At 29.0% G+C, this 13,949-nt stretch carries 10 protein-coding genes; 9 read left to right on the top strand and 1 reads right to left on the bottom strand.

The window, feature by feature from the left end; genetic code table 11:
* The first annotated feature begins 3 nt into the window (after nt 1–3).
* The 7 genes from zapA to KGF50_RS00575 all read left to right on the top strand — a co-directional run bounded on the left by zapA (nt 4) and on the right by KGF50_RS00575 (nt 9,061).
* Nucleotides 4–594 (top strand): cell division protein ZapA, encoded by a 591-nt coding sequence (gene zapA / locus KGF50_RS00545; protein WP_227433469.1) that lies wholly within the window; start codon nt 4–6, stop codon nt 592–594.
* A gap of 203 nt (nt 595–797) precedes the next feature.
* Complete coding sequence (locus KGF50_RS00550; protein ID WP_227846344.1) at nt 798–1,481, top strand: YoaK family protein; 684 nt, start codon at nt 798–800, stop codon at nt 1,479–1,481.
* A gap of 125 nt (nt 1,482–1,606) precedes the next feature.
* Nucleotides 1,607–4,144: a U32 family peptidase gene (locus tag KGF50_RS00555; protein WP_227846345.1), complete on the top strand. Its 2,538-nt coding sequence runs from the start codon at nt 1,607–1,609 to the stop codon at nt 4,142–4,144.
* 104 nt (nt 4,145–4,248) lie between these two features.
* Nucleotides 4,249–4,833 (top strand): HD domain-containing protein, encoded by a 585-nt coding sequence (locus tag KGF50_RS00560; protein ID WP_227846346.1) that lies wholly within the window; start codon nt 4,249–4,251, stop codon nt 4,831–4,833.
* A 116-nt stretch (nt 4,834–4,949) separates the two neighbouring features.
* On the top strand, nt 4,950–5,426 hold the full coding sequence (locus KGF50_RS00565) for an 8-oxo-dGTP diphosphatase (RefSeq protein WP_227846347.1): 477 nt from the start codon (nt 4,950–4,952) through the stop codon (nt 5,424–5,426).
* Between the two features lie 103 nt (nt 5,427–5,529).
* A complete protein-coding gene (locus tag KGF50_RS00570) occupies nt 5,530–6,351 on the top strand; it encodes a nitroreductase family protein (RefSeq protein ID WP_227846348.1) in 822 nt (273 codons plus the stop codon).
* Nucleotides 6,352–6,574: 223 nt separating this feature from the next.
* On the top strand, nt 6,575–9,061 hold the full coding sequence (locus KGF50_RS00575; RefSeq protein ID WP_255654684.1) for a diguanylate cyclase domain-containing protein: 2,487 nt from the start codon (nt 6,575–6,577) through the stop codon (nt 9,059–9,061).
* Nucleotides 9,062–9,253: 192 nt separating this feature from the next.
* Here the strand turns inward: KGF50_RS00575 and KGF50_RS00580 are convergent, their stop codons facing one another.
* Nucleotides 9,254–10,705, bottom strand: coding sequence for an aminoacyl-histidine dipeptidase (locus KGF50_RS00580; RefSeq protein WP_227846350.1), 1,452 nt, complete (start codon nt 10,703–10,705; stop codon nt 9,254–9,256).
* Nucleotides 10,706–11,028: 323 nt separating this feature from the next.
* Here KGF50_RS00580 and KGF50_RS00585 point away from each other — a divergent pair, with 323 nt between their 5' ends.
* Together KGF50_RS00585 and KGF50_RS00590 are read left to right on the top strand one after the other, a co-directional pair.
* Nucleotides 11,029–13,407 carry an endonuclease MutS2 gene (locus KGF50_RS00585; RefSeq protein ID WP_227846351.1) on the top strand — a complete coding sequence of 793 codons (2,379 nt, stop codon included), beginning with the start codon at nt 11,029–11,031 and terminating at the stop codon, nt 13,405–13,407.
* A 21-nt stretch (nt 13,408–13,428) separates the two neighbouring features.
* A complete protein-coding gene (locus KGF50_RS00590; protein ID WP_227846352.1) occupies nt 13,429–13,845 on the top strand; it encodes a DUF523 domain-containing protein in 417 nt (138 codons plus the stop codon).
* Nucleotides 13,846–13,949: the final 104 nt, after the last annotated feature.

Here is a 13,949-nt window from a genome sequence, read left to right on the forward strand (position 1 = left end):
AGGATGAACAAAGTAATGGTTAAAATCCATGGCGCTGAATATCCAATGGTTGGAGACAAGTCAGAGAAATTTATGATTAGTATTGCTGATTTTGTTGACAAAGAAATGGATAAGATAACACGTCAAAACCCGAAACTAAGCTTATCAGTTGCTGCAATATTAACTGCATTAAATATATCAGACCTTTTATTTGAATGTTCAGATGAAAATGAGAGGTTGATTAAAGCTAATGAAGAATTGAGCAAGAAGGTTGGTTCATCTAACGAAGAGCTTCAATTAGAAATCAAATCTTTAAAACTTACAATAGCAGAAAAAGAAGCAGAAAATCGTGAAACTGAAGCTAAAATGAAAGAGTTAATTGAGATTATAGAAAATAAAAAGCAAGAAATATTTGAACTTAGTAATACAACAGAAGGCTCTAAAGCTGAGTTAGATGCTTATAAAAATAAGATAGAAGAGTTAACTGCTCAGCTTGAAGAATCAAATGAAAGAGCTACTATAGCTGAAAACTTAGCTTCTGAGTTTCAAAATAAAGCTTATGATTTACAGCTAAAATGTACAGGGTTAAATAATGATGTAAAAAACGTGGAATAAATTAAAAGATTTGCTGTCTCTTGTTTTTTGAGACAGCTTCTTTTAATTTATAAATAATAAATATAAATAACATACAATGTATACATATAAATAGTGTATAAATAATATGTAAATATAAAATTTTTTTTTAATATTAGAATAAAAAATAATATCTAAAAGAATTTTGATTTGGTATCTATCAGTAGAAAGTGAGATGTTTATATATGACAAAACAGAGCCAGATGTCTGAATCATTCTTTTTATGTGCATTACTAGCAATAACAGGAGGATTTTTAGATATTTATACTTATGTAGTAAGAGGAAAAGTATTTGCTAATGCACAGACTGGAAATATAGTCTTATTCGGTCTTAATATAGCGGAAGGTAATGTAAAAAAATCTTTTTATTATTTTATTCCTATTTTGGCCTTTATTTTAGGAGTGTTGATAGCAGAACAAATAAGAAAGCATTTTAAGGATAATAATAGAAAGATTCATTGGCGACAAGTTATTATTGGAATTGAAATGATTACTATACTTATTGTTTCTTTTATTCCTCAAGGAAAATTTAATATGTTTGTAAATGTTGCTATTTCTTTTATTTGTTCAATGCAAGTTGAGAGTTTTAGAAAGGTAAATGGAAACGCATTTGCAACAACAATGTGTACTGGTAATTTAAGAAGTGCTACAGAAACACTATTTCATTATGTGCAAACTAAAAATACTTTTATGATAAAGAAAAGTTTGCAGTATTATGCTATTATTGTATTCTTTATTTTTGGAGCTATTTTAGGGACTATTTTCACAAAGATTTTTGTAGAAAAATCCATATTAATATGTTTCTTTATTTTATCAGTAGTCTTTATAGTTATGTTTATCAATAAAGATGATTCGTTTAATTTAAATTAACAAAACAATAGAGTCATTATTTGATATACTTTAAATATAGTAAGTAGTATATAAATTTAGTGTAAATGTGCAAATTATAGACATGATAACATTAAGTTTAACAAGTATATATAGAGGAGAAAAATATGAAAAAAATAGAATTACTTGCACCAGTTGGCTCTTTTGATTCATTGAAAGCAGCTGTACAAAATGGGGCAAATGCTGTGTACTTAGGTGGAAAAGACTTTAGTGCTAGAGCATCTGCAAATAACTTTGATAGAAATGAACTGATTGAAGCTGTTAAATATGCTCATATAAGAGGAGTACAAGTATTTGTCACTGTAAATACATTGATAAAACAGTATGAGATAGATGATTTTATCGAGTATGTAAAATTTTTATATGATATAGATATTGATGCATTAATAGTTCAAGATATAGGTATGGCAAGGCTTATAAAAGAATTACTACCTGATTTTGAATTACATGCAAGTACTCAGATGGTAGCTCATTCACTAGAGGATGTAAAATACCTTCAAAGTGTAGGATTTGATAGAGTAGTCTTGGCAAGAGAATTAAATGTTGATGAGATAAAATGGATTTGTGAAAATACAACTGTAGATATAGAAGTATTTGTACATGGGGCCTTATGTGTATGTTATTCAGGTCAATGTCTTATGAGTAGCATGATAGGAAACAGGTCTGGAAACAGAGGTAGATGTGCACAACCATGTAGACAAAAATATGAGTTAATAGATATAAATACAGGTGAAGTAGTAAATAGTAATGGGGATTATTTATTAAGCCCTAGAGATTTAAGTACCATAGAAGACTTAGATAAAATAATCGAAGCAGGAGTATTATCTCTAAAAATTGAAGGAAGAATGAAAAAGCCAGAATATGTAGCTACTGTAGTTTCAGGATATAGAGAAGCGATTAATGAGTTTATAAGTAAGAATAAAATAAATATTTCTGAGGAAATAATAAATAATTTGTATACTATCTTCAATAGAAAATTTACTAAAGGATATATATTAGGTGAAGTTGGTAAGGATATAATGAATTCTGATAGACCCAACAATCAAGGGCTATATGTTGGAAAAGTTTTAGACCATAATAGAAAAACAAAGAGACTTAGAGTGATACTAGAGAATACCCTTAAAAAAGGAGATGGAATCAACTTAGGTGGAGGAACTATTGGAAGAATTATAAAAGATGGAGAGATAACTACAATAGCACACAAAGGAGATTTAATCGAATTAGACTTTGTTGGGGAAGCAAAGAGAAATCAACTCATATTCAAGACTTCAGACAGTGAGTTAATGGATAAAGTACAGTCTACATTCCAGCAAGATAAAGAACTTATAAAAACTAACATAAGAGCAAAAGTAAGTATTAAATTGGGTAAAAAACCAGTGCTTTCTATAAGTGATTTTTGTGGTAATAAAGCGGTTGTAGAGGGTGAAAAGGTAACTGAAAAAGCTATAAAGGTTGCTTTAAGTGAAGAAAAAATCGAAACACAGATTCAAAAACTTGGAAATACGCCTTATAAATTAAAAGATATAGAAATTGATTTAGACGAAGGTGTAAGTATGCCTATAAGTATATTAAATCAAATGAGAAGAGATTGTATTGAGCTTTTGGATGAAGAAAGAAGAAAGATAAAAGATAGAAAATTTAAGGAAAGCAAATTAAAATACAGACCAATTAAAATAAATCGACATAAAGAATTTAATGCAGCTCCTAAACTTAGAATTAAAGTTAAGAATTTAGAGCAATTAGAAGCAGTACTAAAATATAATGTAGATTTAATTTATTATGAAGATATAAACACGTTATCTCAAGCTTTGGAAATGGTTTCAAGTATTTCTAAAGAATCAGTCAATTTAAGTACAAATTTAAGTTCAAATATAGATAATGTAAATTCTTCATTAAATATAGATGATATAAATGGTTCAGGTGAAGAAACACCTAGTCTTGAAGATAGATTAATATATTCAGCACCAAGAATTATTAGAAATAGAGAATACAAGCAGTTTGAAATATTAGATAACATAAAAGGACTCAATAAAATTCAAGTTGGCAATTGGGGTTCTATGAATTATTTTAAAGATAAAAATCTAAATATAGATTGCTATTTGAATACTTTTAATAGTGAAAGTATAAACCACTTTAAAGATGCAGGAGCAAGTACAGTTTGTTTATCACAAGAGTTAAATTTAAGTGAAATTGAACAAACATTAAAATATACAGATGCAGAAATTGAAGCGGTAATATATGGATATACGCCTATGATGGTCACAGAATACTGTCCTATGGGAGTTGTTGTTAGAGATTGTAAAAAAGATAAGAGAGTGGCTAAATGTAAGGAGAGTAGTTATGCTCTAAGAGATTTTACAGATGCAAGTTATAGGATAACACAAGATATATTCTGTAGAAGTACTATTTACAATTCAAGAGTCACTTGTATGTTGGACAATCTTTATGAATTAGATGAGATTGGAGTCGATGTATTTAGAATAGATTTTACAGTGGAAAATAGTGAAATGGTAGAAAAAGTTATTGAAGCTCATATTGAGGTTCTAAGTAATAATTATAAACTTGGGAAAAAAGCTACTAATTTATATAAGCAATTGGATGAAATAGGAACAGTTGCAGGACACTACTATAAAGGTGTAGAATAGATATTAATATGAAAAATATACATAAATATATAAAAAAACTTGAATTTATGTGTATTAATATATAAAAATATCATATCTATGAAAAAACAGGGGGATTACTGAAAATGAGAGAAGAAGCTTTAGAGATTTTATTTAAGTATTTAGAAACTGATAGAATGAGAAAACATTGCTATGCTGTTGAAGCAGTTATGAAAGATTTAGCTAAAAGACTAGAGCCAGAAAAAGAAGAAAAATGGGCGGTTGCAGGTCTTTTACATGATTTGGATTCAGATATAGTTGGAAGAAAGCCAGGAGAAATTTGTGAAGGTCATGCAACAACAACTGTAGAACTTCTTAAAAAAGAAAATTTTGGTGATGAAGAAATGTATAGAGCAATACTTGGTCATCATGATGGTATGGGAGTTACAAGAACTAGTTTAATGGAAAAAGCTATATATGCAGCAGACCCTATAACTGGCTTTATAACTGCAATAGCTTTAGTTTATCCAGATAAAAAACTTACAAGTGTAAAGACAAAATCTGTAATTAAAAGAATGAAAGAAACAAGATTTGCTTCAAATGTAAATAGAGATGCGATGAGAAGTATAGAAGATATAGGTATTCCATTTGATGAATTTGCAGAGCTTTCTCTTAATGCAATGAAGAATATTAGTGATGTACTTGAAAGTAATGAAAATGAGGAAATATAGTGTTTGCTTACAATTAGAAACTAGAGTAATTGATTGTAATCAGAAACTATAGTAAGAAATTTAAATATATAAAATAAGTAAATGAAAAATAGAAAAGAGAAAGTAAGGCGAAGTATATGAAACTTACGACTATTTGTTATATAGAAAAAGATGGTAAGACTTTAATGTTATATAGAAATAAAAAGAAAGATGATGTACATGAAGGTAAATATGTAGGTGTTGGTGGAAAATTTGAGCAGGGAGAAACACCTGAGGAATGTATAATCAGAGAAGTCAAAGAAGAAACTGGTCTTACTCTTAAGTCATTAACATATAAAGGATTGATAACTTTTCCAAAATTTAAAAATGAAGAAGATTGGTATATGTTTTTGTATTTTTCAAATGAGTTTGAAGGAAAATTATCTGGAAAAGATTTAGATAATTGCAAAGAAGGCAAATTACTTTGGGTTGATAATGATAAAATATTTGACTTAAATATGTGGGAAGGTGACAGATTATTTTTAGATTGGGCTAAAACAGACAAAATTTTTAGTGCGAAGATAACATATGATAATGGTAAATTAAAAGATTATAATGTAAATTTCTTAGATTAATTAAAAAATAGATATTATCTATTGTTAAAAAAATAAAAATTGACTTAGACAACTATTTGCTTTATACTAGAGTAAAAATTTTAAAATGGAGGAATAATCTGGAATGATAGACATAAATTTAGACAAATGTGTAGGATGTGGCATGTGTGAGTCAGACTGCCTTGTAAATGCAATAAGAGTTAAAGAAGATAAAGCAAAGGTAAAAAATATTCTCTGTATTAATTGTGGTCACTGTATGGCGATATGTCCAACAGATGCAATAGAAATGCAGGGGTTTGATAAAAATGAAGTATTAGAATTCAATCATGAAAATTTTGATTTAGAGCCTGAAAAATTACTAAACTTTATCAAATTTAGAAGAAGTATAAGAAGTTATAAAGATATAGAGGTAGAAGAAGAAAAAATAAAAAATATAGTAGAAGCAGGAAGATATACACCAACAGGTGGAAATAGACAACCTATAAGATACATATTAGTAAAAGAAAAACTAAAAGAAGTAAAAGAATTAGCAATAGAAGGGCTTTATAATTTAGCATTGAACACTGAGGATGAAGACTCCGTACGTTCTATGTATAAAAATACATTTAAGAGAATGCACAAAAGATATAAAGAAGAAGGATATGATTCTCTATTTTATGATGCACCATTACTTATGGTAGTTGTTGGTGATACTTCTTTAGGAGGAAGTGTATACGTAGATGGTGGATTAGCTGCGTCTAATATGGAGCTTATGGCTTATTCTCAAGGATTAGGAATGTGTTACAATGGATTTTTTGTTATGGCATCAAATGTAGAGCCAAAGCTAAAGGAATTATTGGGAATGAATGATAATGAAGCAGTTATAACTTCATTTATATTGGGATACCCAAGTGTAAAATATAAAAGAACTGTAAATAGAAATAGTGCTAAATTTGAAATAAGATAGAACTTAAAATGTGTTATATACTAGAGATTAGCACAAGAGAATGTATACATTTAATACAGTAAATTTGTTGTAATAATCAAATAAATCGGTTATAATCTAGATATATTGTATATGATGGGGATATATAAATTTTTAAGTAAATTTTTATATCCTTATTTTATACTAATCTACTTGTTCATATCTAAAAGTTTATGCAGTAATTTACACTGTAAATCTTAATTATATGGAGGATTGTGTAGTGAATTTAAAAAAATTACTTTTATTAATTATTGTAATTGTATCTATATTCATTTCTTACATATCTCCTTTTAATGTCAATGCTCTCGGTAGTGATAATCGTACTATTCGGGTAGCTTATCCTATTCAAAAAGGTTTAACTGAACTAGATGAACAAGGTAAGTACTCTGGATATACATACGAATACTTGTTAGAAATTGCACAATATACTGGATGGAATTATGAATTTGTTCAAGTATCTGGGGATGTAAATGAAATTCTTACAAAACTAATGAAAATGCTAGAAAAAGGTGAGATTGATATAATGGGAGGCTTGTTATACAATGAGCAGATGGAAAAATTGTATAATTATGCGGGGAATAGTTATGGAGTAGTAAATACAGTATTACAAGTATTACATGAAAATACAGCTATTGATAGTATAAATTCAAAAACTATGAAAGAAATTCGTGTTGCTGTAATAGAGAATTCTGACACTAGGATTAAGGAATTAAATGAATATTGCAAGATGAATTCAATATCACCAAGATTGGTGAATTGTAAGACAACTGAAGAACAATTACAAGCACTAAAGGATGGTAAAGCAGATGCACTGCTTAATGTGAGTATGAATCCAATTGAAGGGGTGCGTACTATAGCTAAATTCTCACCAAAGCCATTCTATTTTGTTACACCTAAAGGAAGTACAGAATTAACTCAAAGGCTCAATTCAGCAATTAATAATATCGAACAGACAGACCCATATTTTTCAACTGCTTTATATGAAAAATATTTTACACCAGAAAATAACAAGATGCTTTTGTCTGATAAAGAAACTACATATATTAAGAATATAGATACATTAAAAGTTGGAGTACTTTTAAATAAACCACCATTTCAAAATATAGATAAAAAAACAAATGAATTAAATGGTATATCAATTGATTTATTAAATCATATATCTGATAAAACTAAATTGAAATTTGAACTGGTGCCTGTAAAGTCCCAAGAGGATTTGGATAAAATGACTAAAAATCATCAAATTGATATTGTTGCAGGGATGATTTATAATTATGAAGATTCTCGTAAACATAATGTAACTATGTCTCGGCCATTTGTTTCTACTCAATATATTATGATGATTAATAATAAATTAAATGAAAATAGTTTAGATGGAAAACGGCTAGCTCTGCCTAAATGGACTAGTTATGATAAGCATTTTAATGAGGATATTGTATGGTATGATACTTTGGAAGAGTGTATAGAAGCTGTCAATAAGGGGTATGCAGATTATACTTATGGAGAAGGATATTCTATACAGTATTATATTAATCAACCTAAGTATAAAAACGTACGTTTAGTTCCACAGACTTATGAGTCACAGAGTATTTGCTTTGGGGTAGTTAATCCAAGTGATGAAGAATTATTGAGTATATTTAATAAATCTGTTATAAGTATTTCATCAGAAAAAATGCAATCAATTATTTATCAAAATACTACATATAAACAAGATTTCTCACTGCTTTATATTATGCAACAAAATCCAGTTGAAACTATTTTAATAGTTGCTAGTTTATCACTTTGTATTATTGGAGGGATGGCATGGAGCTTGCATACACGTAAAAGTATGAATCAGAAAATCTCTTTAGAACTTAAAAAGCATACTGAAGTGTATGAAATGGCAAGTGAATACTTTTTTGAATATGATTATAAACAAGATAAACTTATAGTTTCTATGAAAGGAAAAGGAATTAGTACTTATTATAGTAAGAGTGACAATAGTGTGCTGAGTGAGATTGAAATAGAACATTATAAAAAGTTTTTTGATGTAATCAAGTCACAGGAAAATGGAACTACTGAAATGTATTCTATCTCTTTTGATGGTAGTTGTCACTGGATTAGAATTACTTCAAAAATAATTTATAATGAAAAAAATGTACCAGTGTATGTAATTGGAAAAATATCTAATATTGATTCTGAAAAAGAGGAAAAAGATAGGTTGCTAGATAAGGCTCAAAAAGATGGTCTAACAAATATTTTTAATGCAGCATATATTAGAAAGTTAACAGCAGAAAGTTTATCTAATTTATCTCCTAACAAAAACGGAGCTTTGTTAATTTTAGATATTGATTATTTTAAGTCTATTAATGATACTTATGGGCATTTAATTGGAGATAAAATATTAATTGATGTTGCAAAAGTACTTGATAGAAGCTTTGAAAAAAATGGTATTGTAGGTCGATTGGGTGGAGACGAGTTTAGTATTTATATTAGAGACATAATAAATAAGGACGAACTTGTCAATAAATGTAATGAAGTATATAAACAAATTCACCTTATAAAACTGCCAAGTGGAAAAAGTGTATCTATAAGTATGGGTGTAGCGATAACAAAACATGGACAGAAATATGATGAATTATATCAAATGGCAGATGATGCTCTTTATGATTCTAAGAAGCAAGGAAGAGATAAATATAAAATAGTAGAGGTATGATTTTTTAGAAAGATTTGCTATAAAAATTAGAAATAAGAATAATAAAGCCTAATGACATATGTTATTATCATTAGGCTTTATTTCTATAAATTAATACTAGAATTAAACTTGATGCTAACATTAGTATTAATTTACAGGATTAATTTTATATAGAGTTACTTAAAATTAAAATCTACTTCTTAAAACTTAGTCTTAATATTGGTTCATAGATTTTAATATTTCAATAACATAATCCCAAACATTAGCAATAGAAGGTATACTAACGTGTTCTTTTGGAGTATGAACATCAAACATATCTGGTCCTATAGAGATAGCTTCAGCATGAGGAAGTTTATCAAGTAATAATCCACACTCAAGACCAGCATGTAGAGCCATAACAGTAGGAACTTTACCAGTTAATTTCTCATAAGTTTCACTACATATTTTTTCTAACTTAGAACCTTTTTTGAATTCCCAAGCTGGATATTGAGATGTAAGACCATAGTCAGCACCTAAAGCTTGAGCTAAAAGTCTTATTCTATCAGCTATCTCATCTCTAATAGACATAACAGAACTTCTAACAGAAGTTAAGAATTCAATAGTAGATTCTTTTGTTTCAATTATAGCGAAGTTAGTAGAACTTTCAACTAGCCCTTCTATATCAAGACTTACAGATTGAACACCATGAGGAGTTAAGCTTGACATTTGAATAACTTTTTCTTTGCAGTCTTTAGTAAGAGCTTTAGTTGCAGAAGTTTCAACTACTGAATAATCCATATCAGGGTCAGAAGTAGTAAACTCATTTTTAAATGCAGTTAAAATATCATTTATTTGTTTTTTAGCAGATTCAACATCAGCTTTATCAACAGCTATTACACATTTAGCTTCACGAGGTATAGCATTATGCTTAGTACCACCATCAACTGAAACTAATTCATAATCAACATCTAGTACGCTTAATACTCTAGCTATTGCCTTGTTAGCATTTGCTCTTTGTAAAACAATTTCCATACCAGAATGTCCACCTAATAATCCAGTAACTTCAACTAATAAAGCTTGTTTGTCAGCTCCAACTTCTTTGTACTCAACAGGTAGACTAACAACACAAGTTTTACCACCAGCACAACTAACTAATAGATATCCTTCTTCCTCGGAGTCCATGTTTAAGATATATTGACCTTTGATTAAGCTTGGGTCTAATGCATCAGCACCGTTCATACCATCTTCTTCATTAACAGTAACTAAAACTTCTAATGCTGGATGCTCTAAAGTATTATCTTCTAATATAGCCATACCCATAGCAACAGCGATACCATTGTCAGCTCCAAGAGTAGTTCCAGTAGCGTATATCATATCACCATTAATTCTTAATTTTATAGGGTCTTTAAGAAAATCATGTTCAACATTCTTTTCTTTTTCACAAACCATATCCATATGTCCTTGAAGAACTACTCCTGGACAATTTTCATATCCTTTTGTAGCAGGCTTTCTTATTATTATGTTTAAACTTTCATCTTGGATAGTTTCAAGCCCTAAATTTTTACCAAAGCTAAGTAAATAATCACTTATACCTTTCTCGTTTCCAGAACCTCTAGGAATTTGAGATATTTTCTCAAAGTTTTTAAAAACATTTTCTGGCTTTAATCCTTCTAATACGTTTCCCATGACTTGTGTTCCTCCTTAATTTATCTATATAAGTAGCTATTTTTATAAAATAAGCTAAAATAAACTCCTTTAAAAAATATTAAAGAAGATTTTTTTAACAGATTATATTACAAATAAAGCATGTTTATGTATAATATATAGATAGCTACATACATAGTATAATACAAAATATGTTTAAAATATATCTAAAAGAGAAAAAATATAATAAATTTAGAAATAAAAAAGAAATAAAACTTGCAGTTTTTATTGAAAATGCTTGGAAAGCATACATTTTAAATATTAAAGAAAAAAGTTAAAATATTGAGGATGGTGAATATAGAAAAATGAATGAGAAATCGTTAAGAGTTCTAGAATACAATAAAATAATAGATTTGTTAAAGAAGAAAGCCTCATCTTCTTTAGGTCTAAAATATATAGAAAGTTTAGTTCCAAATACTGATTTTGTAGAAGTAAAGTCCATGCTAGAAGAAACTAGTGAAGCTCAATCAATTATTATAAAGAGAGGTTCAGTAGGTTTGGATGGTATTCATGATATAGAAGATAAGGTTAAAAGAGCCTATATAGGTGCATCTCTTGACCCAGGAAGTTTAATTATGATAGCGGATACTTTAAGAGTAGCTAGAAGATTAAAAAATAGTCTGTCTAGCAGTGATGAAGAAGATTTTAATTATCCAATAATACAATCTCTATCAAATTCTCTATATGTATATAAAGATATAGAAGACCAGATATACAATGCGATAATAAGTGAAGTAGAAATATCTGACAATGCTTCAAGTACACTTAGAGATATCAGAAGAAGAATAGCTCAAAAAAATCAATCCATTAGGTCTAAATTAAATTCAATAATAAGTTCAACTACTTATCAAAAATACTTACAAGATGCCATAATTTCTCTAAGAGGTGATAGATTTGTAGTACCTGTAAAATCTGAATATAGGTCGCAAGTAGCTGGTATAGTACATGACCAGTCATCTTCTGGTGCGACACTTTTTATAGAGCCAATGACTATAGTAGATATGAACAATGAGTTAAGACAGTTAAAATTAGGAGAGCAAGAAGAGATAGAGAGAATTTTATCAGAACTTTCTGCGATGGTTGGAGAAGTAAGTCAGGACTTGATTTCCAATCAAGAGATACTTGGAAGATTAGACTTTGCATTTTCAAAAGGAAAACTTTCTATACAAATGAGAGGTATAGAACCTACATTAAATGAGGATAAATATTTAAATATAAAAAATGGAAGACATCCACTATTAGATAAGAAAAAAGTAGTGGCAAATACTATTTATTTAGGAAGGGACTTCCATACCTTGGTAATAACAGGACCAAATACAGGTGGTAAAACAGTTACAATAAAAACTGTAGGTCTATTTGCGCTTATGACACAAAGTGGACTTCACATACCTGCTGATTATGGAAGTAGTATGTGTGTATATGATAATGTATTTGCAGATATAGGAGATGAACAAAGTATTGAGCAAAGTTTATCTACATTTTCATCTCACATGACAAATATAGTATCAATACTGAAAAACGTAACAGCAGACTCTTTAGTTATATTTGACGAATTAGGAGCAGGAACAGACCCTGTTGAAGGAGCTGCACTTGCAATAGCAGTACTAGAAGACATAAACTCTGTAGGAGCGAAATGTATAGCAACTACTCACTATAGTGAGCTTAAAAATTATGCTCTTACTAAATCTGGTGTAGAAAATGCAGCAGTTGAATTTGATATAGAAACTTTAAGTCCAACATATAAGTTACTTATAGGTGTTCCTGGAAAATCAAATGCGTTTGAGATTTCTAGAAAACTTGGGCTTAGTGACTATGTAATTTCACGTGCCAAAGAATATATAAATACAGATAACATAGCTTTAGAAGATGTATTACAAAATGTTGAAAAGAATAGAATCAAAGCTATTGAAGATAGAGAAGAAGCTGAAAGACTGAAGGAAGAGATAGAAAGACTAAAAGTAGAATACGACGAAAAACTTGAAAAATTAGTTACTCAAAAAGATAAGATGATTGAAAAGGCTAAATCAGAAGCATTTTCAATAACAAGACAAGCTAAGGAAGAAGTAGACCTTATAATAAAGGAACTTAGAAGTTTGGAACAAGAAAGAGCTTCTAAAGAAAAAAATCGTAAAATAGAAGAACTTAGAAAAGAATTGACTAGTTCTATGGGAAGTCTTCAACCAACAGTAAAAAGTATGATAGTTCCAAAAGTTTCAAGTAAAGAAATAAAAGACTTAAAGCCAGGAGAAGAAGTTAGAGTAATAACTTTAAATCAAAATGGAAGTGTGGTTTCTGTAGATAAAAAGAGAAAAGAAGCAGTAGTTCAAATTGGTATAATGAAGATGACTCTACCTTTTAAATCTTTACAAAAATCTCACAAGGATGTTTCAAAAAATGTTACTAAATCAACAAGAAATATCATAAGGGCAAAGTCTGGAAATATAAAAAGTGAAGTTGACCTTAGAGGTTTAAATTTAGAAGAAGCTATAATGGAAGTTGAAAAATATCTAGATGATGCATATGTAGCAGGGCTAGAATCTGTAACAGTAATACATGGAATTGGTACAGGAGTGCTAAAAGCAGGACTACAAGACATTTTAAGAAAAAATAGACATGTAAAATCACAAAGAGGTGGCCAGTATGGAGAAGGTGGAGCAGGAGTAACAATTGTTAAACTAAAATAATTTGTATAGGAGCACATTTTTATGATATTAGTATCTGCATGTTTAATAGGAATAAATTGTAAATATAGTGGCGATAATAATGAAAATGAAAAAGTAAAAGAATACTTAAAAGGTAAAGAATTTACCCTTGTATGTCCAGAACAGTTAGGTGGTCTATCTACACCAAGACCACCTGCTGAGATAGTTGATGGAAGAGTAATCACAAAAGAAGATAATAAAGACGTAACAGAAAACTTTGTAAGAGGGGCTAAAGAAACTCTGAAAATAGCAAGATTATATGTATGTAGCGAAGCAATATTAAAGGAGGGTAGCCCCTCTTGTGGATGTAATTTAATATATGATGGTAGTTTTTCAGGTAAAAAAATATCAGGGAAAGGTATCACAGCAAAGTTACTAGAAGAAGAAGGAATAAAAGTTAAGAGTGAAAAAGACCTATAGAAAATCAATAAGTGAAAAAGACTTATAGAAAATCAAAAATAGGATGGATAAAAACTGTAATTATAGTATTTTTAACATATACAGAAAACATAATTATTAAAGTG

The sequence above is a fragment of the Clostridioides sp. ZZV15-6598 genome (genome assembly GCF_020657705.1).
Taxonomy (GTDB): Bacteria; Bacillota; Clostridia; order Peptostreptococcales; family Peptostreptococcaceae; genus Clostridioides; species Clostridioides difficile_F.